This is a genomic window from [Anoxybacillus] calidus (assembly GCF_013760845.1).
Lineage (GTDB): Bacteria > Bacillota > Bacilli > Bacillales > Anoxybacillaceae > Paranoxybacillus > Paranoxybacillus calidus.
Genome location: NZ_JACDUU010000010.1, coordinates 35,771 through 62,148 on the forward strand (window position 1 = coordinate 35,771; position 26,378 = coordinate 62,148).

20 protein-coding genes, 1 pseudogene and 1 riboswitch are annotated in these 26,378 nt (G+C 38.6%); of the genes and pseudogenes, 19 read left to right on the forward strand and 2 right to left on the reverse strand.

Annotated elements, in window-relative coordinates:
- Positions 1-97: 97 nt before the first annotated feature.
- Both HNQ85_RS15810 and HNQ85_RS15815 read left to right on the forward strand, forming a co-directional pair.
- Positions 98-679, forward strand: a complete 582-nt coding sequence (locus HNQ85_RS15810; protein WP_181538723.1) for a DUF5317 domain-containing protein — start codon at positions 98-100, stop codon at positions 677-679.
- 162 nt (positions 680-841) lie between these two features.
- On the forward strand, positions 842-2,698 hold the full coding sequence (locus tag HNQ85_RS15815) for a diguanylate cyclase (RefSeq protein WP_181538691.1): 1,857 nt from the start codon (positions 842-844) through the stop codon (positions 2,696-2,698).
- Positions 2,699-2,978: 280 nt separating this feature from the next.
- On the opposite strand, the gene HNQ85_RS15820 is transcribed toward HNQ85_RS15815, so the two are convergent.
- Positions 2,979-3,902 (reverse strand): MBL fold metallo-hydrolase, encoded by a 924-nt coding sequence (locus HNQ85_RS15820; RefSeq protein WP_181538692.1) that lies wholly within the window; start codon positions 3,900-3,902, stop codon positions 2,979-2,981.
- A gap of 556 nt (positions 3,903-4,458) precedes the next feature.
- Between HNQ85_RS15820 and HNQ85_RS15825 the strand changes: the two genes are divergently transcribed.
- The 7 genes from HNQ85_RS15825 (at position 4,459) to HNQ85_RS15855 (ending at position 11,864) form a co-directional block, all read left to right on the forward strand.
- On the forward strand, positions 4,459-5,883 hold the full coding sequence (locus HNQ85_RS15825; RefSeq protein ID WP_181538693.1) for a PTS mannitol transporter subunit IICB: 1,425 nt from the start codon (positions 4,459-4,461) through the stop codon (positions 5,881-5,883).
- A gap of 176 nt (positions 5,884-6,059) precedes the next feature.
- On the forward strand, positions 6,060-8,150 hold the full coding sequence (locus tag HNQ85_RS15830; RefSeq protein WP_181538694.1) for a BglG family transcription antiterminator: 2,091 nt from the start codon (positions 6,060-6,062) through the stop codon (positions 8,148-8,150).
- 6 nt (positions 8,151-8,156) lie between these two features.
- On the forward strand, positions 8,157-8,594 hold the full coding sequence (locus HNQ85_RS15835) for a PTS sugar transporter subunit IIA (protein WP_181538695.1): 438 nt from the start codon (positions 8,157-8,159) through the stop codon (positions 8,592-8,594).
- A gap of 1 nt (position 8,595) precedes the next feature.
- A complete protein-coding gene (locus HNQ85_RS15840) occupies positions 8,596-9,753 on the forward strand; it encodes a mannitol-1-phosphate 5-dehydrogenase (protein ID WP_181538696.1) in 1,158 nt (385 codons plus the stop codon).
- 158 nt (positions 9,754-9,911) lie between these two features.
- Positions 9,912-10,385, forward strand: coding sequence for a DUF2306 domain-containing protein (locus tag HNQ85_RS15845; RefSeq protein ID WP_181538697.1), 474 nt, complete (start codon positions 9,912-9,914; stop codon positions 10,383-10,385).
- 523 nt (positions 10,386-10,908) lie between these two features.
- Positions 10,909-11,015, forward strand: a riboswitch (SAM riboswitch).
- A 109-nt stretch (positions 11,016-11,124) separates the two neighbouring features.
- Positions 11,125-11,457 carry a hypothetical protein gene (locus HNQ85_RS15850; protein ID WP_181538698.1) on the forward strand — a complete coding sequence of 111 codons (333 nt, stop codon included), beginning with the start codon at positions 11,125-11,127 and terminating at the stop codon, positions 11,455-11,457.
- 23 nt (positions 11,458-11,480) lie between these two features.
- The gene (locus HNQ85_RS15855; RefSeq protein ID WP_181538699.1) at positions 11,481-11,864 is read left to right on the forward strand and encodes a VOC family protein; all 384 of its coding nucleotides are present in this window, start codon (positions 11,481-11,483) and stop codon (positions 11,862-11,864) included.
- A gap of 404 nt (positions 11,865-12,268) precedes the next feature.
- On the opposite strand, the pseudogene HNQ85_RS15860 reads toward HNQ85_RS15855, so the two are convergent.
- A pseudogene (locus tag HNQ85_RS15860) lies at positions 12,269-12,618 on the reverse strand (IS1595 family transposase); the annotation flags it as partial.
- Between the two features lie 221 nt (positions 12,619-12,839).
- On the opposite strand from HNQ85_RS15860, the gene HNQ85_RS15865 reads away from it, so the two are divergent.
- The 10 genes from HNQ85_RS15865 (at position 12,840) to HNQ85_RS15910 (ending at position 26,369) form a co-directional block, all read left to right on the forward strand.
- A complete protein-coding gene (locus tag HNQ85_RS15865) occupies positions 12,840-14,684 on the forward strand; it encodes a sigma-54-dependent Fis family transcriptional regulator (protein WP_181538700.1) in 1,845 nt (614 codons plus the stop codon).
- A gap of 175 nt (positions 14,685-14,859) precedes the next feature.
- A complete protein-coding gene (locus HNQ85_RS15870) occupies positions 14,860-15,855 on the forward strand; it encodes a thiamine pyrophosphate-dependent dehydrogenase E1 component subunit alpha (protein ID WP_181538701.1) in 996 nt (331 codons plus the stop codon).
- 18 nt (positions 15,856-15,873) lie between these two features.
- On the forward strand, positions 15,874-16,908 hold the full coding sequence (locus tag HNQ85_RS15875) for an alpha-ketoacid dehydrogenase subunit beta (protein ID WP_181538702.1): 1,035 nt from the start codon (positions 15,874-15,876) through the stop codon (positions 16,906-16,908).
- Between the two features lie 94 nt (positions 16,909-17,002).
- Complete coding sequence (locus HNQ85_RS15880) at positions 17,003-18,244, forward strand: dihydrolipoamide acetyltransferase family protein (RefSeq protein ID WP_181538703.1); 1,242 nt, start codon at positions 17,003-17,005, stop codon at positions 18,242-18,244.
- Positions 18,245-19,303: 1,059 nt separating this feature from the next.
- Complete coding sequence (locus HNQ85_RS15885) at positions 19,304-20,317, forward strand: LacI family DNA-binding transcriptional regulator (RefSeq protein WP_181538704.1); 1,014 nt, start codon at positions 19,304-19,306, stop codon at positions 20,315-20,317.
- 135 nt (positions 20,318-20,452) lie between these two features.
- Positions 20,453-21,994 carry a gluconokinase gene (gntK, locus tag HNQ85_RS15890; RefSeq protein ID WP_181538705.1) on the forward strand — a complete coding sequence of 514 codons (1,542 nt, stop codon included), beginning with the start codon at positions 20,453-20,455 and terminating at the stop codon, positions 21,992-21,994.
- Positions 21,995-22,005: 11 nt separating this feature from the next.
- Positions 22,006-23,355, forward strand: a complete 1,350-nt coding sequence (locus tag HNQ85_RS15895; RefSeq protein WP_181538706.1) for a GntP family permease — start codon at positions 22,006-22,008, stop codon at positions 23,353-23,355.
- A gap of 576 nt (positions 23,356-23,931) precedes the next feature.
- Complete coding sequence (locus tag HNQ85_RS15900) at positions 23,932-24,483, forward strand: DJ-1/PfpI family protein (protein WP_181538707.1); 552 nt, start codon at positions 23,932-23,934, stop codon at positions 24,481-24,483.
- A gap of 244 nt (positions 24,484-24,727) precedes the next feature.
- Positions 24,728-25,753 carry a Bug family tripartite tricarboxylate transporter substrate binding protein gene (locus tag HNQ85_RS15905; protein WP_181538708.1) on the forward strand — a complete coding sequence of 342 codons (1,026 nt, stop codon included), beginning with the start codon at positions 24,728-24,730 and terminating at the stop codon, positions 25,751-25,753.
- 160 nt (positions 25,754-25,913) lie between these two features.
- Positions 25,914-26,369: a tripartite tricarboxylate transporter TctB family protein gene (locus HNQ85_RS15910; protein ID WP_181538709.1), complete on the forward strand. Its 456-nt coding sequence runs from the start codon at positions 25,914-25,916 to the stop codon at positions 26,367-26,369.
- Positions 26,370-26,378 lie beyond the last annotated feature (9 nt).

Here is a 26,378-nt window from a genome sequence, read left to right on the forward strand (position 1 = left end):
AGCATGAAAATTTTTGTTATTTTTCTATTTTTTTAAAATACCTAAAAATTGATTTGTAATAAAAAGAAGGGCTATTCGTGCTAAAAGGGGAATGGAAATGGTCTACGATGGAATTATTCTATCATTGTTAATCGGTTTTTTTCGTGGCGGGAGTTTAAAAGGATTGGCATATATGAAACTTAAGGGAGGATGGTTATTTCCTCTCTTGTTAGGCATTGAAATTTGTGTATTTTTGTTGCAAAATAAGTTGAACGTAATCGCTTCTTTAAGCAATTATTTATTTATAGCGATTTACATAGTTGCACTTGTTTTTTTATGGTTCAATCGACATAATCAGGGATTTATGATTATTTTCATTGGGGTTTTATTAAATTTTATTGTTATGACTTTAAACGGCGGGAGAATGCCGGTTTCGATTGAGGCAGGTCAGTTTTTAGGACCGGAATATATTGAAGCATTAAAAGCCGGAACATATGGCAAACATATAGCGATTAACAATTCGACGTTACTGCCGTTTCTTGGCGACATTATTCCGCTTTCCGCTCCGTACCCGAAGGAGCAAGTGATCAGCATCGGCGATGTGGTTATGAACGTAGGGGTGTTCATTTTCATCCAGCACCTTATGATGGATTACAAAAGCGAGAAATCTTCCCTTCAAACGGTCAATGAAGGGAGGTGAACGCGATGAACGCAACAGTGAAAAAAGCACTTATTAATTTATTCATTATTGGTTCTGTTATTGTAGCTTTGACATCTGGGTACAAACTTGGTTAACCTTGATTGAAGGAGAAGTATACCAAAATTACTTCTCCTCAAATTTTAACAACGAGAGTGATAAAATATGTACCTTCATAGATACCCATTTTCGAAGTATTATAAGAAGTTATATATAGCTGTCATCTCAATTTTAGGCATATGTTTGTTTATATTAGAGAACAGTTTTTACGCTCAATCATTAGACGATTGGGTTTTAGTTTATATGTTGTCTGGAGCAATTCTTTTACTAAATCACTTTCTAGTCTATCTCCCTCCGAAAGATAATACCTTTTCAATGGATTCAGCTATTTATTTAGCTTGTATATTTTTATACGGACTAGATTTGACACTTGAAGTTTTATTTTTAAATAATTTAATTTATGCTTTATATAAGAATAAAATTGTATGGTGGAAGCATCTTTTTAATTTTTCTATGTATTGTTTAATGATTATCAGCTCTTATTATTCATTTATAGTTTTTGGAGGAGAAATTGGCGGGGTTAATATTCATAATATTTTTTCTCATTTAATCAGTTTAATTGTGTATCTTACAGTAAACATTACATTAATGTCTTTATTTTTTATTTTTTCTTCTCCGGGGACTTTGTTTAATGTATTCAAAGGAGTCTTAAATATAGGTATTTTGAAAGAATCATTTGTAAGTTATTCAGTTACTTTGTTACTTTCTCTTGTTTTAACGATTTTAATGAAAGAAGAAAAATATTTCGGCCTATTTTTATTTACAATTTTGGTTGTGTTAATCTCTTTCGCTTTTAGCAAATTTTTGTATTTGTACCAAAACGTTTCAGAAAAAGCCAACAAAGATTATTTAACAGGACTTTACAACCACGGCTTCTTTAAAAATGTGTTGGACGAGCAGTTTGCTAAATTGGATAAGTTGAAGGAGCCATTTTGTGTGGCGTTGCTTGATATGGATGATTTTAAAAAATATAATGACAGCAATGGTCATCTTCAAGGGGATGAACTGTTAAAGTTTTTCGGGGAATTTTTGAAGGCGGAAATGGAAGAAATGGAAAACGAAAAATATGTCCTTGCTCGATACGGTGGAGAGGAATTTGCTGTTTTAATGAAAAACACGACCAAAGATGAGGCGTGCGCCTTTTTTGATCGAGTGCGCAAAAAAGTGAATGACACGTATTTTACAGGTGTGGAAAATCTTCCGTATCGTTGTCTTTCGTTTTCGTGCGGAATTGCCGAATATGAAAAAGGTACATATGATGCCGGCGAGTTAATCCATAAAGCTGACAAAGCGTTATATTATGCGAAAGCGCAGGGAAAAAACAACGTACAAGTGTACGATGAGCAAAATGTCGGATTTGATGCGATGCAGTTTAAAGAAGAACTTGACGCGATAGAACAGCTTTTAAAAATCTTTTTATCAAAAGATGTGTATACGTATCGGCATAGTAAACGAGTGTTTAAATATGCGGTGGAATTTAGTGGAAAATTACAGTTGAGTGAACATGAAAAACAAACGCTCATATTAGGTGCGCTTATTCATGATATCGGTAAATTAGAAGTACCACGTGATATTATTAATAAAGAAGGAAAATTAGAACCACATGAATGGGAAATTATGAAGAAGCATGTGACATGGGGGAAGGAAATTCTTGCTGCGGATAAAAGATTTGAAGAACTCATTCCGCTCGTGGAGCTTCACCACGAACGATACGACGGAAAAGGGTATCCGTACGGTTTGAAAGGGGAAGAAATTCCAAAACTCGCCCGTATTTTATGCATCATCGATTCATTTGATGCGATGACAACGGAAAGACCGTATCAACGAACAAAAACATTCGAAGAGGCAATCGAAGAATTGAGACGATGCGCTGGCAAGCAGTTTGATCCGACGTTTGTCGAGCCGTTTATTGGCATGATTAAAACCAATTATTTAAAAAAACTATGTCTGATTGTCAATTAAAATAGAGTCAATAAATGTTAGTGAAGATAGATTTGTTTATTATCTGTATTAGGAGTATCCCAGAGAGAAGCGCTTGCTGGAGGCAGGTGCTTTTATTATATCAATATGTCAATATATGATTAATTGAATTATGTTCTAGATGAACATTTAGTTAATGTATCTCAAGATAAATTATATGAACCATTTGGCTTTGCCTATATGTATGTATAAAAAATATTAATTTTTCTTCGTAGAAACAGCTTTAGGAGCGGAAATCAAAACGCCGCTCCTATTTTTGAAGTTAATCGCACCGCAAAATTTCACCAAGCTTTAATAGCTTCAATCTTTCATCATCTAATTGGCGCCGCTTCCATTCAGCAAGCAAGCGATCAAGTGCTTCTTCTGGAGTATCATCGGCAAGAGGGAATGTTCCATAGTGCATTGGGATAAATGTTTTAGCTTTACAGTCAACAAAAGCCTGCACCGCTTCTTCCGGGGTGACATGCTGTGGTCCCATAAACCATTCCGGCTCGTATGCACCAATCGGAAGGAGTGCATAATCAATCAAAAAACGGTCACCGATTTCTTTAAAGCCTCGGAAATAGCCGCTGTCTCCTGCGAAATAAAACGTTGGTTTTCCATCTGCTTGAATGATCCAACCACCCCAATGCGATGTGTTCATGTCGAATAATGATCTTCTTGTCCAATGCTGGGCAGGAACAAAAGTCAGTGTGATATTGTTAGAACGTTTTTCCTCCCACCACGTGCATTCCACAACGTTTTCAATCCTTTTTTTGCGAAATAACCGTCCAAGACCCATCGGCACAAAAATGCGCGGTTTTCCTTTTAACTTTCTAATGCTTGCAAAATTTAAGTGGTCGTAATGGCTATGGGAAATTAAAACGATGTCAACATCCGGCATGTCATTGAGCGGAATTCCAGGACGGGATAACCGTTTTACCGTTCCTAAGCGATTAGCCCAAACAGGATCGGTAACAATTGTTGTTCCGTTCACTTGAATGACGAAGGTGGAGTGACCGATCCATGATAAAAGCGTATGTGAGCGATTCATATGCAAGAGAGTGTGTTCCGGCTTGTTCACATGTGGAACTTGATAGGAACTATTTTTTTGTTTTGCTTTTCGCTCTCGTTGCCATCGCCGAAAATCGGCAAATGTCTTTTTCGTTGATACGTTATCAAGATTTTCATAACGTTTTCGTACCATTGACTTTTCATCCTTTTTCGTCATCAATGTTTGGGAAAGGTGTGCATACCAATATGATCATTGTATATTTCAAGTGATCAAAATGTAGTAGATGATTTTACAATAGCAAAAATTCTTTTTGGTTGACAAACAATACATACTGTGAGGGAGCAGAGGCCTAGTGTATTAGATAATAATGTCAAAAGGCCTTCCTTTTGAAAAATAAAAAGACCTAGTGCCTTCCTGTTGTAAGATACAGATACTTGATAACAGAAACTCTAGCTTACGTTCCGCAAATGTGGGAATACCTAGAAATCGAAAATCTTATTTGGTATAGGACACTGTCACTCCATATAAGGTGCACGTTCCTAACGGATAAAAAAGTGTAATAAATTCTGTTTAATGTTACTTGCTCGTTGCAATCCACACCAATTACCACGGCTGTTTCTGAATCTTTTTTAAAAAATGACAATAATGTTTTAGACAAAATAACATTTACTTTTCATTGAACCTAAGTTGTAAGCGCTTTAATATGGACGTGTGAAAAGAAAAAATGAAAAAAGGGGTTTTACAGAAAATGGTTCATGAAAAGGACAATCAATCAAATTTTCGTGTAAAAATTCAACGATTTGGCAGTTATTTAAGTGGTATGATTATGCCTAATATTGGTGCATTTATTGCATGGGGCTTTATTACTGCATTGTTTATTCCGACAGGCTGGATCCCGAATGAAGCATTTGCCAAGCTTGTCAGTCCAATGATTACGTATTTATTGCCATTATTAATTGGTTATACTGGCGGTAAGATGATTTATGATGTTCGCGGAGGCGTCGTCGGTGCGACAGCAACGATGGGGGTCATTGTCGGTGCTGACATTCCGATGTTCCTCGGTGCGATGATTATGGGACCGCTTGGCGGTTACCTGATTAAGAAATTTGATCAACTCATTCAAGGAAAAGTCAAACAAGGCTTTGAAATGTTAGTCAACAACTTCTCAGCCGGAATCATCGGCGGGATTTTAACGTTAGTGGCCTTTAAAGGAATTGGACCAATCGTATTAGGGCTGAACAAAACGTTAGCTGCTGGTGTTGAGTTCATTGTTAATCACAAAATTTTACCGTTAGCGAATATCTTTATCGAACCTGGCAAGGTCTTATTTTTGAATAACGCAATCAACCACGGAATTTTAAGCCCGCTTGGAATCGAGCAAGCGGCTGAAACAGGGAAATCGGTTTTATTCCTATTAGAAACAAACCCTGGCCCAGGTCTTGGAATTTTGCTCGCTTATTGGCTATTTGGAAAAGGAACCGCCAAACAGTCTGCTCCAGGCGCTGTGATCATTCATTTTCTTGGAGGTATTCACGAAATTTACTTCCCGTACATCTTAATGAAACCGATCTTAATTTTAGCAGCGATGGCAGGGGGAGTAAGTGGTGTTTTAACGTTTACACTATTTAATGCAGGACTCGTAGCCGCTCCATCGCCGGGAAGTATTGTTGCCTTGTTAGCGATGACGCCAAAAGGAAACCATCTTGGCGTATTGGCAGGGGTTATTGTTGCAGCAGCTGTCTCCTTCCTTGTCGCATCTATTTTCTTAAAATCTGCGAAAAATAATGAAGAAGAGGAAGACTTGAGCAAGGCTGCAGAAAAAATGCAGCAATTAAAAGGGAAAAAGAGTGACGTTGCTGCTGTGCTACAAAAAGAAGCAGCTATCCCATCCAAAGTGAAGAAAATTGTGTTTGCTTGTGATGCAGGAATGGGTTCAAGCGCCATGGGTGCTTCGATTTTACGAAATAAGGTACAGAAAGCTGGATTGGATATTGAAGTCACAAATACAGCCATCAACCAGCTTCCGGAAGATGCAGATATTGTCATTACGCATAAAAATTTAACAGAACGTGCGAAGGAAAAACGACCAAACGCTTATCATGTTTCAGTTGAAAACTTCCTAAATAGTCCCAAATATGACGAGTTAATTCATACTTTGAAAGAGAATAATTAAAGAGGGCAACCCCACATTTTGGTGGACATGGTTATTTAAAAATTGGCAACAAATGAAATGGATGAAAATGAATTTTCTATTTGTTGCCATAAAGGATCCAACACTCTAAAATTTTCTATGTAAAGTATTATTTAATCATGACGAAATGGTTGCTCAAATGAGACGGGTGAAGAAGGATGTATATATCTGCAAGAGAAAGAAAAATACTTGATATTTTGTTGTCTCATGATCAAGGGCTTCCGACAAGGGAGCTTGCCGAGCAGCTCAATGTAAGTAACCGCACGGTTCATCGAGATTTAAAAGGTGTCGAACGTATTTTAAAAGATTATCATTTGCAGCTTATCAAAAAATCAGGATTTGGGATCCAAGTAGATGGAGATGAACACAACAAAAAAGAGCTGCAAATGCATCTTTTTCATTTGTCCCATACCGAATACACACCGGAAGAGCGCCAAACCATTATCCTGATTACATTATTGGAGGCGACCGAGCCTGTCAAGCTTTTATCTCTTGCTAATGATTTAAACGTCACCATAGCAACCATTAGCCATGATTTAGATAAGATCAGCGAAACTATTGAAAAATACGGTCTGTCTCTTATTCGAAAAAGAGGATACGGAGTCGAAATTACCGGATCTGAATCGGCGAAACGGCGGATGATGAGCGAGTTATTATTCCATCACTTCGGTGAATATGAATTTCTTTCGTTCATGAAAGAATCCATTCAAAAAAGATCGGCGGAAACGCTTAACATCGTTACGGAGAAACTCCTCGGACTCGTTGATCAGAAAACCTTAGTAACCATAGAAAAGCAAATTGACGAAATCCAAGACGAGCTTCCTTTTACGATTGCGGATAGTTCGTATGTTGCCTTAGTTGTTCATCTTGCCTTGGCGGTTGAACGGATTATTCAGGGAGAATCGATTAATTTCGATCCGCAATATTTACAAACGATCCGCGGAACGAAGGAATACGAAACGGCCGAAAAAATTGCCAGATCGCTAGAACATGCATTTCGTATCACGATACCGGATGAAGAAATTGGCTATATTACGATGCATTTAATGGGAGCGAAACTTCGGGATCGCCACGGCTATATGTTAGAGGAAGCAAGTTTTGAAGTGGGAATCAAAGCACAAGAGCTGATTCGCTTTGTCAGCGATGAACTGAACGTAGATTTAACGAACAATGATCCATTATTTCAGGATTTAGTCGTTCATTTAAAGCCGGCGATTTACCGAATTGAACATAACATGGGGATTGCCAATCCCCTTTTATCAAAAATAGTTCAAGATTATCCTGACCTTTTTTCTACTTTAGAAAGAGGAGTCAAAAAAGTTTTTCCTGATTTGACTGTTCCAAAAGAAGAAATCGGCTATTTAGTTCTACACTTCGCTTCTGCTCTTTTAAAAGAAAGGAAAGGGATTCACGCTTTAGTGGTCTGTTCAAGCGGTTTAGGTACGGCAAAAATATTAGCAACGAGATTGAAAAAAGAAATTTCAGATATTGTACGCATTCAACATACATCTGTCTTAGAATTGAGAGATGTGGATGCGAATCAATATGATCTCATTGTTTCGACAGTGCCGCTACATAACTTTACGGGACATTATTTTGTCGTGAGTCCGATCCTTCAAGAAAGCGAAATTATAACGATTAAAAAATTTCTTGAAAATCAAAAAGTGAAAGCTCGAAAAGAACCAGACCATCAAGGGATGGATGGTGCTGAGAGAGTGGTAGAGAAGCTCAGTTCCGTTCAAAAAATGAGCGAAACAATGGTCCATATCTTGAAGGGGTTTAATTTACAAGAATTAGAGGCAGATTCTATCAAGGAAGCGTTGTCTGAAGCGTGTCAGCGGCTGTATCAAAAAGGGGTTATTCGCGATCAGGAACACGTTCTTTCTCAATTGTTAAACAGGGAAAAAATAGGAGGATTAGGCATACCGGACACTCCCTTTGCTTTGTACCATACGCGGAGTCCGGCGATTACTGCTCCTTCCTTTACCATCTATAGGTTAACGAAATGGCAAATGGTAACCGGCATGCATCAAGAGCAAATGAAGGTGAACACAATCTTGCTGATGTTAGCACCGGAGTCTGCTCCCCAAGAGATGCTATCCGTTTTAAGCCACATTAGTTCTTTAATCATTAAAGATGACGAAAGTATCGCTGTATTCTCATCAGGAAACGATGAAAAGATTTATTCATTGTTAAGCCATCAGCTAGAGAAATATTTTTACGAACAAATTCAACATCATAAGGAGTGAATCAGCATGTCAATGGCAGTATTGAAGAAAGAAAATATTGTTTTGCGTGCATCTGTTGCAGATAAAACAGAAGCGATTCGTTTAGTGGGGAACATTTTAGTCGAACAAGGTTATGTTGAACCTTCTTATGTTGATAAAATGTTCGAACGGGAAGAACTGACATCTACGTATATGGGGAACTTTATTGCGATTCCTCATGGTACGGAGGATGCAAGAAGCCTCGTGAAGAATGCGGGCATTTCTGTTGTCCAAATACCGGACGGGGTTGATTTCGGCGATGGAAATATCGCAAAAATCCTTATTGGAATTGCCGGAAAAGACAATGAACATTTAGAAATTCTTTCAAAGATTGCGATAGTTTGTTCTGAGGAAGAAAATATTCAAAAACTCATCGAAGCAGCAAGCGAAGAAGATATCATCCGCCTTTTAAACGAGGTGAATTAACATGTTGGCCGTTCATTTTGGTGCAGGAAATATTGGTAGGGGATTTATTGGAAGCTTGCTTTCCCAATCGGGTTATGAGGTCGTATTTGTCGATGTCAATGAGGAAGTCGTCCGCCTATTAAATGAGAGAAAAGAATACCGGGTTTTCATCGCAGATGAATCTGGTAAAGAGGAAATCATTCGTAACGTATCTGCTGTAAATAGCCAAACAGAAAGTGACAAAGTCATTCACTATTTAACAGAAGCGGATTTGGTGACAACAGCGGTGGGACCGAATATTTTGCCAATCATCTCATCGATCCTAGCGGAGGGGCTTCGCAAAAGATTATCCGTCAATCCAAAGCCTCTAAATATTATCGCATGTGAAAATATGATCGGCGGAACGACCTTCCTGAAGGAAAAAGTGTTCGAAAAAATTTCGGAAGAAGAAAAAAGTTTATTCGAAAGAAATTATGGTTTTCTGAATTGTGCCGTCGACCGTATCGTTCCGAACCAAAAAAATAGTGATCCGCTGAATGTTACAGTCGAGCCGTTTTTTGAATGGGTGGTCGAACAAAAAAATGTCGTTGGAGACATTCCAAACGTAAAAGGCATGCAGCTTGTTGATGATTTAATGCCTTATATTGAAAGAAAGCTTTTTACCGTCAATACTGGGCATGCGATGGCTGCTTACTTAGGATATAACAAAAAGCTTCATACGATCAAAGAAGCTATGGATGATCAGGACATTTATTCAGATGTTCAACAAGCACTCAATGAATCTGGCGCTGTACTCGTGAAAAAGTACGGATTTAATGAAACTGACCATAAGAAATATATAGAAAAAATTATCCATAGATTTACAAATCCATCTATTTCGGACGAAATCGTCAGAGTCGCTCGTTCACCGATTCGCAAACTAGGTGCAAATGACCGTCTAATGAAACCTGCCAAGCAATATTACGAACTATTCAAAGAGGTACCGACCGGTTTGACAAAAGGAATTGCTGCGCTCTTATTGTTTGATTATCAAGAGGACCCTGAAGCAATCGAACTGCAAGAGACGATCAAGAAAACTGGCATCGAGGGAGCCCTATCTCAATATGCACAATTAGAAAAAGACCATCCTCTTGTCGATGCGATCATTAAACAAGTTGAAGCATTAAGAGGAAGGAAGTAAAAAGAGATTCAGTTAGCATTTACATTTTGTTTAGTTAGAAGGAATCAGAGTCTAAACCGCTCTGGTTCCTTTTTTCTCGTGTAAATATTGTTGCTTTAAAGGAAATTTCGTTTACACTAAAAATAAATTAAATATATTTGTTTTTTAGTGTTGAGGTGATGTTATTGTTTCATGTATTTTTAATAACCCATATACTTACAGGTACAATATGTTTAATAAGTGGGATATTTGCAATGGCTTCTAAAAAGAAGAAAGGAAAACATACAGTATCTGGCGAGATATATCATTGGTCTTATGTTCTTGTATTTATAACGGCTTTGGTAATGTCGATAATACATTGGCAAAAGAGCCAATATTTATTCTACATCGCTTTGTTTTCTTATGGACTTGTTTTATTCGGTTACTTAGCAGTCAAAAAAAAATGGAAAAATTGGCTAGGTGCTCATATAGGAGGAATACTAGGCTCTTATATAGGTATAGTAACTACAACCTTAGTAGTTAATATTCCTAGAATACCTGTATTAAATGAATTACCCATTTTGTTATTTTGGTTTCTTCCTACAATAATAGGGACTCCATTCATATTTAAAGTAGGTAATCAATATGGTCCTAAAAAAGAAGGTAATTTTTAAGCACATCTAATCATTTCTACTGTGGCATAATTCGATTTATGAAAAGCACTAAATAAAAGTTTAACTTGCTTATACCTCCTTTTTGCAAGGAGGATTTTTTTGTTAGGAAAGCAGGGACTATCAGATGAATAGCTCATTTTTGCAGAAACCATTGGGAATTAGCTGTTAAAACGAAACTATGTTCTAAATAATCAATATGTATTCTAAAAATGAAAGGCGCTAGCGGAAGTGATGTATTTGAAACATAGAAAGAAAGCAACGCTAAAAATTTCAATTTATAAGTCCCGCAGCAGAACGGTTATGATTCGTTTTAAGTTCCAAGACAGGAAAGCACGAAACAAAAATCAACCATTTAAAGAAACGGTTGTAGTTTTAATGGTTAATTTTTTTCTTGAAAAATTTGGTATTAAATGATTAAGTCGATAACTCGATAAAAAAATAGCTGTTAGGTGATGATAAGGAAAATAACAAAAAAGAATTGTCATGTTACAAAAGAAGTGGTAATATTAGGATAACTGAATAAGTCTTATCAAGAGTGAACGAGAGATCGGGCTCGATGACTTCACAGCAACCTGCGACTTAGCGTAAGGTGCTCCTACCCGCAAAGCGTTTCGCTTTGGATGATAAGAACGGCTATACGCTCTTTTCGCATCATTCATGGCGAAAAGAGTTTTTTTATTTTTCAATGAACCGTTCGGCATCATCCCACAAACCTTATAAAGAACGGGGGAAAGGAAATATGAACGCAAATGGCATAATCCGTGGATACATGGCATGTCATATGAAAGTAGACTCATTTGCTTCACATGTTGCCAATTGTGTGAGACGTCAACTTTTAGAATTTGAGTCAACGGCGACTTTTCATATGGACTACCATACAAATTTTTTCTTATTTTATGGGCAAGCGTTTGGACAAACGTTCCAATTGCTGCTGACGTTTGCGGAAGTGGAAGTGTTAAAAGCAAAAGGACCGTACGCGCTTGACCGCCGCATTTGGGAAGAAATAAAGGCAAAAGGCCTTCCAATCAAAAATACAACGCATTATTTACAAACGGTATTAGCGGACAAATAAGGTGTAAGAAGGGGAGAGAGAACATGGCAGTCAAAAAATTTGAACATGTTGGTATTCAAGTAAAAGACATTGAAACATCGAAACATTTTTACCAAAACGTCGTCGGACTTGATTTGATCAGTGAAATGATTCATACGAACGGAAGCATGAAACTGGCGTTTCTTGGTCTAAATGGTTCGATTATCGTTGAACTGATTGAAGGGTATCATCCTAATTTACCGACAGAAGGAAAAGTTCACCATGTTGCGTTTACCGTGGAAGCCATCGAACAAGAAAAAGAACGGTTACAATCGCTTGGTGTACCTCTCGTTTGGGAAGACATTACGACGCTACCAAACGGTGCAAAATATTTATTTTTCCTTGGTCCAGACGGAGAGTGGATTGAATTTTATGAGCCGGCGAAGTAAAGAATGAGAATATTTTCTAAATATAATGAAACATCGTTATGAAAAGCAAACAGGTCATTTCAGGACTTTACAGGAGGATATGATATCCTCCTTTTTAGTTAGCTTTTGCTGCTATCCTGTTTTTCTAATATCCTAATGAGGCGACTGTATATGAAGCGAAAGACGACGGTGGAAGAAGGAAAAAGCTTCATTTTTTATCAAATAAAAATAAAATTCCCGCCAAAAACGTTTATCATATTCATTCGTAGATAAGCAGATCGTTCCTTTTATGTTCATATTTTTCTTTCTTAAGTTCGTTGTCGAATATAGAAACACGAAGAATGGTTTCCTCTCAACAACAATATAAGATATTATTACAATCACCTTATTGAACATTACTCCCTTTAGTGAAACAATGATAATCATCGGTCACGAGCAACAAGAACATAGACTTGTTCTCTACTAATACCTCGATGCTTTGATTTACCACCATGTTTGCCTTTTTCCGAGTACAGGAAATAGATTTCATTCACTTCAACGATACCTTCAAATTGATTGAAGTCTATTTGTTTTAACGCATTGAGCAACTTGTGCCGTCAGTAAAAAAGCGTACCCAAGTACCCTCCTACGATTTCGTTAGATTTCCATAGAGAATATCCTTTAATCATACATTCAAGAAAAGCAATCCATTCGTTGCTTTTGCGAGTGCGATAGAGAACAATATTCGTCATATCATTAAACGTTTTCGACAACACTTGCATTTATAGCGTTGGCGACCATTTTATTTCCCGAAAAAGAGAAAATGAAAAAAGAAAACAGGAGTCTATAAACGACCGTAACTAAATCAGTTGCTGTTATTTATTGTCCTTTCAATGTTGAAAATACATTTGTTTAAAGAGGATTCCTCTTTTTTGAAAAGTATATATTTAAATAAAGAATACCATTTTGCGATGATCCAACTATGAGAAAAAACAATCTTCTTATGGGGGTGGAGGAATGAAAGTTATTAACCCATTAAATCAAGAGATTTGGGATCGGTTCGTTCGGGAAGGGGCACTCGATACTATTCGAATCAACAAACGGATTGCAGAGTCATGGTACCTATGTCGCCAATCTGGGGTCAATCCATACGATGGAAAAGGTAAAGTGATCTTAAGTCAAGATTCACTCATGACACGCAAAAAACGGAATCAAAAATTGCTGTATATGGCCATTCCTTTTCTAGAAAAATTACAAAAGGTTTATGAGAAATCAAAATCTATATTCTTGCTTGTAGACCGTAATGGTTATGTTTTATGTGCAAAAGGGAATCAACAAACACTAAAGAGGGCTGAATCCATAAATTTTGTGGAAGGGGTCAAATGGACAGAAGATGAAGTCGGAACGAATGCCATCGGCACAGCTTTACGAATCAAAGAACCCATTACGATCGTCGGAATGGAACATTATTCTGTCGCTTCCCATCTATGGGGATGTTCCGCTGCTCCTATCTATAATGAACACCGAGAATTTGTAGGTATTATTAATGTTTCTTACCCTATTGATGATCATTTAGATGAATATGTCCTTGGGGCTGTTGTTTCGACAGCTTATGCCATTGAACAACGATTTCACATTCAGTCAAAAGAAGATGAATTGGAATTATTTAAACAGGCTTCAAATATAGATAACCCCGATCTGCCTATCGTTTTATGTGATGAAAAAGAAAAAATTGTTTGGATTAACCATTGTTTACGTCATTCTCTCTTCAACTGGAAAGATATGTACTTAGAGGATCTTTACAATCAAGATTGGCTCATTCAAACGAAATTCCCACTATACTCGAACATTCATCACGATGTCATTGGCTATCGCATCCACATCCAAAAAAAGAAAGAAAAAAAGAGGCAACATGCTTCAATGATCTTTCAGTTTGATGGTGTAAAAGGAACAAGTAAGATATTTGAAAATGTCATTAAATGTTGTGAAAGAGCGGCGAAAACAGATGTAACTGTTCATATAACAGGAGAAACCGGCACTGGTAAGGAAGTAGTTGCCCGTTCAATTCATTTCAACAGTCCAAGAAAAAATGGTCCTTTTATCGCCATTAATTGTGGCGCCATTCCAAAAGATTTAATCGGAAGTGAACTATTTGGATATGTAGAGGGAGCGTTTACCGGTGCAAAACGCACAGGCCATAAAGGAAAGTTTGAACAGGCGAATGGAGGTACTCTTTTCCTTGACGAAATCGGTGAAATTCCTTATGAGATGCAGGTTGCTTTGCTGAGAGTGCTGCAGGAAAAACAAATCGTTCCGATTGGCGGAACAAAACCAATCCCGTTGGATATCCGAATTATTACCGCTACACACCGAAATCTATATGAACTTGTAAGATTGGGAAAGTTTCGTGAAGATTTGTTTTACCGAATTTATGTCTATCCGATACAAGTTCCCCCCTTAAGACAAAGGAAAGAGGATCTTCCATCCTTCATTCAATATTACTGTGAAAAAAATGATTGGCCAATCTCATTTACTCAAGATGTAATGGAAGTTCTTATGAAGCATGATTGGCCAGGGAATATCCGGGAATTGTTTAATGTATTGGAACGGATCCGTGTCCAATATGAGGAGAACCTTCCGGATGTTTCCATTATTCAATCCATGTTTACACATTGGGATAAACGAGAAAGAAATGAAAGCAACGAAAGTTCCCAGCAGCTGTCCTTTCGTGAACAAATGGAGAAAAATTGCATCATGGAGATGCTTGAAAAAACAGCAGGGAACGTAACAGCTGCCGCTGCCATATTAAATATTCCGCGAAGTACGTTTTATCGGAAACTGAAAAAATATGGTTTATCATGAGACATATTGAGACGGAATGAGACAATGTCTCGTTTCATAGAAGAATTCAAGGAAATATAATCAAAAAAAAACGCTTTTTGTAAGCGTTTTATTTTTTGGCATGGTTCTTGCATTACTTTTGAAATGAAAGGATTTTTTCCTACATGAACACCAAAATGATAGGAGGTACAAAATCATGACAGTGATGAAATCGGAAACGAAAAGTATCACCCGTGAGAAAGCAAAGTGGATGTATGAGAAAATGTGTGAAATCCGTCAGTTTGAAGACAAAGTCCATGAAATTTTCAGCAAAGGCGTTTTGCCTGGATTTGTTCATTTGTATGCCGGTGAAGAAGCGGTAGCCGTCGGAATTTGTGCTCACCTCGATGAAAAAGACTATATTACCAGCACCCATCGCGGACATGGTCATTGCATTGCGAAGGGCTGTGATTTGAATGGAATGATGGCTGAAATATATGGAAAAGCAACCGGTCTATGTAAAGGAAAAGGGGGCTCCATGCATATTGCTGATGTTGAAAAAGGTATGCTTGGTGCAAATGGGATTGTCGGAGGTGGATTTCCTCTTGCAGTGGGTGCCGCCTTAACAGCCAAATTGAAAAAAACGGGAGCGGTTGCTGTTTGTTTCTTCGGTGATGGAGCCAACAATCACGGCACTTTTCATGAGGGAATCAACTTAGCGGCGATTTGGAAACTTCCTGTCATTTTCGTAGCCGAAAATAATGGTTATGGTGAAGCGACCCCTTTTGAATATGCATCGAGCTGCAAAAATATCGCTGACAGAGCAGCGGCTTACAACATCCCGGGAGAAATCGTGGATGGAAAAGATGTTGTCGCCGTATATGAAGCGGCTGGGCGTGCGATTATTCGGGCACGAAATGGAGAAGGTCCGACTTTGATTGAATGTAAGACATACCGAAATTACGGTCATTTTGAGGGTGACGCTCAAAAATACAAAACAGCTGAAGAAAAAGAAAAACATGCAAAAGAATTGGATGCAATTTCCAAGTTCCGAAACTATGTCCTTTCCAAACAATTAGTAACAGAAAAGGAATTAGAAGAGATTGAAGGTAAAGTAATAGAAGCTGTTAAGAATGCTGTTGAATTTGCAGAACAAAGCCCGTTTCCTCAGGCAGAAGATCTCTTAAAAGATGTATATGTTTCCTATGAATAAGGCTGGAGGTGTATCAATATGACAAGAAAAATTTCTTTTTCACAGGCTATTAACGAAGCAATGAAGCTAGCTATGCGTAAGGATGAAAATGTCATTCTCTTAGGTGAGGACGTGGCTGGTGGTGCAGCTGTTGACCATTTACAGGATGACGAGGCATGGGGAGGTGTCATGGGGGTCACGAAAGGACTTGTCCAAGAATTTGGCAGAGATCGTGTTTTAGATACACCGATTGCAGAAGCGGGATATATCGGGGCTTCTGTTACGGCAGCAGCAACCGGGCTACGGCCGATTGCGGAATTGATGTTCAATGATTTTATTGGCAGCTGTCTTGATGAAGTCATGAATCAAGCAGCAAAACTTCGCTATATGTTCGGAGGAAAGGCTAAGGTGCCGTTAACCATTCGGACGATGCATGGTGCTGGATTCCGGGCAGCTGCTCAACATTCGCAAAGTCTTTATGCGCTTTTTACACATATACCTGGTTTGAAAGTCGTTGTTCCTTCTACACCAGCAGATGCGAAAGGTCTTCTACTTTCCTCCATTTTCGATGATGATCCAGTGATCTTTTTCGAGGACAAAACACTCTATAACATGAAGGGAGAAGTAGAAGAAGGGTTTTATACCATTCCGATTGGCAAAGCAGACATAAAAAGAAAAGGAAGCGACCTTACGATTGTGGCAATAGGAAAACAAGTCCACACCGCCCTGAAGGCAGCCGACATGCTTGTGGAAAAAGGACTCGAAACAGAAGTGATCGACCCAAGAAGTCTGTCGCCGCTTGATGAAGATACTATATTATCTTCTGTTGCAAAGACAGGCCGTCTGATCGTGATTGATGAGGCCAATCCAAGATGCAGTGTAGCAACCGATATTTCTGCTCTTGTGGCGGACAAGGGATTTGATTATTTAGATGCTCCAATAAAAATGATTACTGCTCCACACTGCCCGGTTCCGTTCACGCCTGTTTTAGAAGATCTCTACTTGCCAACCCCTGAAAAAGTACTTCATGCTGTTGCAGAAATGATTGGGGATGAATCATTCGTAGCCGTTTAATATTCAATCTTAGGATGGCGTGTTGCCAAACAAACATCATGAAGGAACATAGCAACACGCACTCTTTTTATCGGTGAAAGGGGAGTGAAGCAGAATGCCTGCTGAAATTATTATGCCAAAGCTGGGAATGAGTATGGAAGAAGGTACGGTTGTTGAATGGTTAAAGAAAAAGGGGGATCCTGTCAAAAAAGGAGAATCCGTGGTTATTATTAGTTCCGAAAAAATTGAGAATGAAATCGAAGCACCAGAGGATGGAGTGTTATTAGAAATCCTCGCCGAACAAGATGAAACGGTTCCGGTTGGAAAAGCGATTGGCTATATCGGCCAAACGAATGAAAATGTTGAACGTAGTCAATCAACGACAACGATAAAACAAGCGAATCAAGAAACAGCTACTTCCGTCGAGACAATGAAACCAATAGAAATAGACATGAAAAGACAAAAGCCACGAGTTTCCCCTGCTGCTAGGAAACTAGCACTTGAAGCGGGGATTGATCTCAATAGTATTTCAGGGTCGGGACCAAATGGAAGAATTACAAGAGCAGATATTCAAAAAGCGATTCAAGCGAAACGTTCAGACTCCGGTTTTCAGTTAAAAAGGAAACCAGAAATCGCCACGATGGAACAAAAACCAATGAATCAAACGGGGGTTACGGTAAAAGCTATCACTGGGATGAGGAAAGTGATTGCGACAAGAATGTTCACGAGCCTTCAGCAATCTGCCCAGCTCTCCATTCATATGCGGGCAGATGTCACCGAACTGCTCGAAATACAGAAAAAGGCCAGAGCCAATCTTATAGATGAACAGGACGTTAAACTGACGATCACAGATTTTATTGCTCAAGCGACAATCTTAGCATTACTCAATCACAAGCAGATGAACAGCATCTATCAAGACGAACATATTCATATATATGATTCAATTCATCTCGGAATTGCCGTAGCGTTAGAAAACGGTCTTATGGTTCCTGTTATTTCTCATGCAGAGAAACTGTCCATTAGGGAAATTTCCAGAAAGATAAAGGATTTAAGCTTGCGTGCAAAAGAAGGAAAACTAGAAAGCGAAGAAATGAAAGGGTCCACTTTCACGATTACGAGTCTTGGTGCTTATGGAGTTGAATTTTTTACCCCGGTACTAAATCCGCCGGAAGTAGGAATTCTTGGTGTTGGAACCGTTACGGATACTCCTGTTTTTGTTGGAGAGATCGTGCAGCGTCGAAGCCTTTTACCGCTTAGTTTAACCTTTGACCACCGTGTCATTGATGGTGCACCTGCTAGTAAGTTTCTTTCGACCATTAAGGATTATTTAGAAAAACCATATAAAATGTTGGTTTAATATAATCAAATGTCCATCCAATTATGCCGATGGATAGAATAGCGAAAACGTGACATCTGTTAACATAAGAGCAGTTTTAGAAAGTGGTTTCAAAACAAAATCGCTACATTTGAACAAAAATGTAGCGATTTTGTTTTGGAAGATACTTGGATTTCAACACAATAATATTAACATTACGTTTTCTTTCGTCTTTTATTTTCTATAATAGTTTGGTGGTACATTCTATTTTAACCAAGAAATCGATTGATCTCTTTTTCGTATTATGTTTATCTGTAAATTTATGTTCAATCATTTACTCAAGTAGAGGGATTAAATGAAGTAGTCTCTAAAAGGAGTAGAAATATGACCAATTGCGTTGGCATCATTGATTGTATAAAGTGCAGGATTTGCATTTTATTTTTTGGCTCTGTGAAAGAATGTTGTTAGTTTTTTATTGTAACTTACTGGTAGGATAGTAGAAGAAATTTTACCATATATTTGTAAAATTGTTTGGGAGGTGTTTAAAATCAATAAAAAGACAAAACCGATTATTGGACTAATCAGTTCCCTTATTGTTAGTCTTTTCGGAGTGTATCGTTTCATAACCGAAGCTTCATCATCTGGTTCATTATTTGTCCCTATCATATTTGCTGTTACAGGTTTTCTTGGATTCATTGGCAACACAATGGAACTAAAAAACAACAATAAAATTTAACAGAGTCTATTTTTTATAGAAAAAATCCTTCCCATTTATAAACGCAGTAAAAGTGGGAGATGAACGATGGTTCGGTGTGAGAAATTTGGTGGCTGGAACATATCAGAGAAAACAAAGAAAAACATTTGACTAAAACGAGTTCGCAATTTGGTTTGAACGATCCACTATGCAAGTTGATGGTATTGTAAGAGGACATCTTCACTTAGGATGGTGGATGAGATAATGTAAAAAATAGTTGTAAAAGCGCTTACAACCGTTGTATAATTCAACTAAACCGGTTTATGAAAATAGCAATCGAAGGGTTAACGTTTACTTTTTTGACGTGTTTACTAAATCGATTTAGTAATAGGAAGAAGGGATATCCTTTGAAAAGGGTGACAATGGCTGATGTCGCGAAATTGGCCAATGTTTCGAAAAGTACCGTTTCCCAATATTTAAACAAACGGTATGACTACATGAGTGAAGAAACGAAAAAACGCATTGCGAAGGCGATTGAAGAATTAGGTTACCAACCGAACATTATCGCACGAAGTTTAAAGCAAAAATCGACTGCTACCATTGGTGTCATTGTCTTCAATGTTTTGCACATGTTGACAACACAGGTGCTTCGGGCGATTGAGGATGTATGTCAAGAACGTGATTTCCACGTGATCGTATGTAATACAGATGACGATCCGGATAAGGAAAAAAAATATATAGAAATGTTAAGAGCAAAGCAAGTGGACGGTTTAATCGTCTTTCCAACAGGAAGAAACCTTAAGCTGTATGAAAGGATGGTCGAAGAAAAGTTTCCACTTGTGTTTGTCGACCGAATGGTTCCCAACACTCCAGTGGATGCCATCCTTCTTGACAATCATAAAGCTTCAAAATTAGCCGTCGACCATTTGGTGGAACATGGTTACGAACGAATTGGAATGGTGACACCGCCCATTGTATCACATGTCATACCGAGGCTTGAGCGGATTGAAGGGTTTAAACATGCATTAGTAGAAAAAGGTCTCCCAGTCGTTGAGGAGTATATAGTCGGAATGGAGATCCCGTACATGAAGGAAGGGTTAGAAAAATTATTTTCATCCGAGTGTCCACCACAAGCGCTATTTGCGATTAATGACTTGACACTCATGGAAATCTTGAATTTTGTGAAAGAAAACAACATAAAAATTCCGGATGATTTAGCTCTTATTAGCATTGATGATGTGTCTTTTGCGAATATTTACACCCCGTCTTTAACGACGATCGCTCAGCCCACGTTCGAAATGGGGAGAAAAGCGGCAGAACGATTGTTTATGAAAATTGATCAAAGAAACGAGGATCGTCATCAAATTTTACGATTCTCTCCTACGTTAATAAAACGGGAGTCTGTCAAATCACGAATATAAACCATTTTATTTTATGAATGGATGTAAGCGGTTTAATTTTTATGTGGGAGAGTTCCTTTCGTTTTTCTTATAGGTGTTTGTGATCTATTTAGAACAAGTGAATGATATCATGTGAGAAAAGAGGCGAGGGTTACCGTGGATAAGAATAGAAACATTGTTATTGGAGTTGATATAGGAACGACAAGTACCAAAGCCGTAGCATTTGGAGAACGCGGTAAAGTCGTTTCCTCACATGCGATTGATTATCCGATTGTACAGCCGCATCCCGGTTGGGCGGAACAGGATCCCGATGTGATTTTCTCAGCTGTTATCAAAAGTGTAAGCGCTGCCATGAAAAAAGCGAACATTTTTCCTCATCAAGTAAAAGCTTTAGGATTTAGCGCAGCCATGCATTCGCTTATTGCATTAGATGAATCAGGTCGTCCTCTTACTCGTTGCATTATTTGGGCCGACAATCGAAGCGTGATGCAATCAGAGCGCCTTTTAAAAGAAATGAATGGATTAGCGATTTATAAGAGAACAGGAACGCCAATCCATCCGATGTCTCCTCTTCCAAAATTACTTTGGATGAAGGAGGAAATGCCAGAATTATTTGATAAAGTTCATAAATTTGTTTCGATTAAAGAGTATGTACTTTATCAGCTATATTCTCAATACGTGGTTGATTACTCGATCGCTTCAGCAACTGGATTATTCCGTCTTGATACGCTTGATTGGGATATCGATGGATTAAATCTTCTTGGGATTACGCGCAATCATTTATCAGAGCCTGTTCCAACAACATACATGTTGCGCGGCATGAAAAAAGAATGGGCTGAACAAATGACGCTTGATCCGGATATACCTGTAATTGTTGGAGCGAGTGACGGTGTACTTGCGAATGTAGGAGTAGGGGCTGTTTTACCGGGAGAAGCAGCGATTACGATTGGAACAAGCGGTGCTGTTCGTACGATTTCCCCTGTACAAAAAACAGATGAAAAAGGGAGAACCTTTTGTTATGCGCTTACCGAAAATCATTGGGTCATTGGAGGACCAACGAATAACGGTGGTATTCTTCTAAGATGGCTGCGTGACGAGTTCGGCAGTCCAGAACGAGAAGTAGCGAAAAAACTTGGTATCGATCCATATGATTTACTGATTCAATATGCACAGAACGTTCCGGCTGGTTCAGAGGGGTTATTATTCCTTCCTTTTTTATCAGGGGAACGTGCACCGTATTGGAACGCGAATGCAAGAGGTACATTTTTTGGGATTAGCCTTCATCATAAGCGTGAACATTTTATTCGCGCGGTGATGGAAGGCGTGTGTATGAGCGTATTTTCTGTCGCTCTAGCGATTCGTGATTTAACAGGACCATTGTCAGAAATTCGCGTGTCGGGTGGATTTGCGAAATCACCGTTTTGGCGACAAATGCTGTCCGATATGATGGGAAAAGAGCTTCTTGTTCCAGAAACTCACGAAGCTTCTGCATTAGGAGCAGCGGTGCTGGCGCTTTATGCGCTTGGTGAAATTCATTCACTTGAAACTGTTAAAGAATGGATTCATATTACGTCTCATCACACTCCAAACAAAAACAATACATCCTTATATTTAGAATTATTTTATATGTATGAACGTTTATACCATCGCTTAAAAGATGAATTTGATGTCATCGCTTCATTTCAAAGAAAGGGATAGGGGGAAAGATGATGGGAATTGGAATTGTTATTACAGCAATTATTGTCTTACTTCTTTTAATTACAGTAGCGAAGCTTCATCCGTTTGTTGCCTTAATCTTAACAGCGGTTGGCGTAGGTTTGGCGATGGGAATGCCTTTAGTAGCGCCTTCCCCAGAAACTCCCGGCATTATTGATTCGATTAAAGCAGGTCTTGGAAACACATTAGGATTTTTAGCGATTGTTTTAGCTCTTGGTACGATGCTTGGGAAAATGATGGCAGAGTCAGGTGGGGCAGAGCGAATTGCCAAAACGCTCATTAATCGTTTCGGTCAAAAGCGCGTTCATTGGGCGATGATGGTAGTTGCGTTCTTAGTTGGTATCCCTGTGTTTTTCCAAGTTGGGTTTGTCTTATTGATCCCTCTTGTGTTTACGATTGCGATGGAAACCGGTATTTCTCTTGTTACAATCGGAATTCCGCTTGTCGCTGGATTATCGGTTGTGCATGGTCTTGTTCCTCCGCATCCAGCAGCTATGGCGGCAGTAGGGATTTTTAAGGCGGATGTAGGACGCACCATTCTGTATTCTTTAATTATCGGGCTTCCAACAGCCATCATTGCTGGTCCGATTTTCGGTAAGTGGATTGGCTCCCGTATACATAAAAAAGTGCCGACAGATATTGCTGAACAGCTTGTGCAACATAAAGAAACAAAAGAGCTTCCTGGATTTGTTAATACATTATTTACGATTTTACTTCCAGTGTTTTTAATGCTCATTGCGTCCGTTGCTGATGTAACGTTAGATAAAACAACACAACTGGCGAAAATATTGCATTTTATTGGCGATCCAATTGTAGCACTATTAATTGCCACTATTTACTCGTTTTTCAGTCTCGGTTATGCTCGAGGATTTAATCGAGATAAAGTATTAAAATTTGCGAATGATTGCCTAGGACCAGTAGCGAATATCTTACTTGTCATCGGTGCAGGTGGGGCATTTAATAAAGTGTTACTTGATTCTGGTATTGGTACGCAAATTGCCGATTTGGCCAAACATTCACATATTTCTCCACTGCTTTTAGGATGGGGAATCGCTGCATTGATTCGTGTTGCCACAGGTTCGGCAACAGTATCGATGATGACGGCAGCTGGCATTGTCGCGCCGATTGCAGCTAGCATCCCAGGCACGAATACAGAATTACTAGTGCTTGCCACTGGAGCCGGTTCGCTCATTCTATCCCACGTCAACGATTCTGGTTTCTGGATGATTAAGGAATATTTCGGGATGACGGTAAAAGAAACATTGATGACGTGGACCGTCATGGAAACGATTATTTCGGTCGTTGCTTTAGGATTTATCGCGCTATTAAATCTAGTTATTTAGGATCGTAGTTTAGTTGCTTTGAAAAATAGGATAAAAGAAAAGGAGAGCTTGGATGTCAAAGGAACGAGCTCTCCTTCTTTTCTTGATCGCAAACAAAATGCTCTCTTGTTCCGCTTTTTATTGTTTTTACCTCGATTTTTTCCTAACTGCGACTTTAATAAAGGTGCAACCGCTAGTTTCCTCCAATCATCGAATCGAAAAGTTCATCCTCATGTGAAAAGAACACTTCACGAAGCACACGAACATTTTCTTTCGAGCCCTCATATGGAATCCTACGCAATATAATATAAAATGGAAGGGATACAGACGCGAGATGAAGGAAAACCTGCTCGAGCAAAGCACCTGTTATCGTCCATATTCATAGATTAATAGGAGTTTTCAAATGAGAAGATGACCCGAATCAACGCTTTTTCCTAAATGACATGCAAATGTATGATGCACACTTTTATCTAGCAAACAGCGCATGGTTTGTCGCTGCTTAAAGATATAGATTATAAGCATTTTACTTTTCATTTCTGGAGAATTCCGATATGATGAAAGTGTAAAAATGGCAAATAGACGAGGAGGATGTCACGAATGAGTAAAAAAGTGTTAATTTTGACAGGAGATGCAGTAGAAGCATTAGAGGTGTACTATCCATACTATCGTTTGTTAGAGGAAGGTTTTGAAGTGACGATTGCGGCACCAAAGAAAAAGAAATTACATACAGTTGTTCATGATTTTGCTGATTGGGACACATACGTCGAAAAGCCAGGTTATCTCATTGATGCTCATGCCGCTTTTTCAGAAGTTGATCCAACACAGTACGATGGCCTCATCATTCCAGGAGGACGTGCGCCTGAATATATTCGCCTTGATGAAAATGTACAAAAAATTGTCAAACACTTCTTCGAGGCCAATAAACCAATTGCTGCTATTTGCCATGCATCGCTTGTGTTTGAAACGATTCCTGAAGTCATTAAAGGTCGTAGCATGACAGCGTATATTGCTTGCAAACCAGGTGTCGAAGCGTTGGGCGCTACCTATGTTTCTGAAACAACTCATGTCGACAATAACCTCGTATCTGCTCACGCATGGCCGGATTTGCCTGTATTCATGCGCGAGTTTATTAAATTGTTAAACAAATAGTTAAGTGCCTGTTCCAGTCAAATCGTGCTGAAAGATAGATAGGATCATTAGAAAGGAGAGCTTCACGAATGTGATTCGCTCTCCTTTTTTATTAGGAGAAAAATCCATATGCTTTTGGGATTTTATGAACTTAATGAACAAAATGTTTTTTATTTTTATAACCTTTTAATTCTGAATATTCTTGATATAATTCCGTTAAAAGGTGTAAGCGTTATCAATTTGTTGAATGAAGGGGGTAAAACGTATGTTTAAAGGTAAAAAGAAATGGCTGCAACTTTTTATGGCAGGAATTTTTAGTTTAGGTCTTACCGCATGTGGAAGCAGCGAAGCTAATAAGGCTTCCACATCCAAGTCAAATTATCCTGAAAAACCTATTGTCGTTGTTGCGCCTTCAGGTGCAGGCGGAGGATGGGATTTAACGGCTAGGGCATTAACGAAAGCGCTTAATGAGACAGGGCTTGTTAAGCAAACGATGACAGTTGAGAATAAACCTGGCGGTGGAGGAACTGTGTTCATGGCGGAATACGCTACTCAAGATAAAAAGAACGATTACAAATTGTTTGTGAATTCTCCGCCAATCATTATTAACCATTTAAAGGAAGAAGGGAATAGTCCATTTGGTTACAAAGATACAACACCGCTTGCCCAATTAACAAAAGATTATGGAGCAATTGTTGTAAAGGCTGACTCAAAATTTAATTCTTTGCAGCAAGTGATTGAAGAAATAAAGAAAGAGCCAAAGTCAGTAACAGTAGCGGGTGGTTCGGGTCCAGGTTCAATGGATCATTTAGTCGCAGTTCTCCCGATTTATAAGTCAGGCCTTGATCCAAAGAAGGTTAAATATGTTTCCTACGACGGTGGAGGAGAAGCGATTGCAGCGTTGCTTGGTGGAAATGCCGATGTAATTGCAACAGACGCATCTACAGTAGGAGAATACTTAAAAGCGGGAAAAGTGAAAGTTCTTGCAGTATCTTCTCCAGAACGTCTTGAAGGAGACTTAAAAGATGTCCCGACGATGAAGGAGCTAGGAATCGATACAGAATTTACGATCTGGCGCGGTGTTTTTGGTCCTAAAGAAATGTCAGAAGAGGCAAAACAATACTGGACAGATACGTTGAAAAAACTTTCTGAACACGAAAAGTGGAAAGCAGAATTAGAGGCTCATGGCTGGCAGGCAGAATACAAAGGTCCTGAAGACTTTGTGAAATTCCTAGAAGAACAGGAACAGCTCATTGGTGACATGTTGAAATCTTTAGGAATGAATAAATAAGGAAAAAACATATAGGGGCTGACTTAAAGTAAAGTGTCAGACCTCATAACTACCATATATAGGACATCTTTAGTAAGAGTCTTATATATTGGTGCCTGAAGTCAGACACATGCTCGGTCAGCCTGCTCTGTTTCCATTATGGTGAACGAGGAGGCGTGTGATGAATAAAACGTTTGATCGTTACGCTGGCTTCATATTTCTTATGATTGGTGCAGCGTTTATGTTGGAGAGCTTTAGAATTTCTAAAAATGCTTACGGAAGTAACGTAGGACCGAATGTGTTTCCATTTCTTTTAGGATTAATTCTCGTTTTGCTTAGCATCAAGCTTTTACTCGAAACGTTGAAATACAATGCTGGTCACTTGCAAAAAAAGAAGGTGCAATACAAAAAATTTCTCATTATTTTAGCAGCAGCTATTCTTTATGCGATCTTGCTTGAACCGGTGGGATATGTGATAACAACTTTTCTTTTCCTTATAATCGGATTTCAGACGATGGAAAAAGGGAAGTTGTTAAAAACGATATTCATAGCAGGAGCGTTCTCCTTTGGTGTCTATTATGTGTATGTAAAAATTTTGCAAGGAACTTTACCTGGGTGGCCAATTTGGTTTAGTTAGACAGGAGGA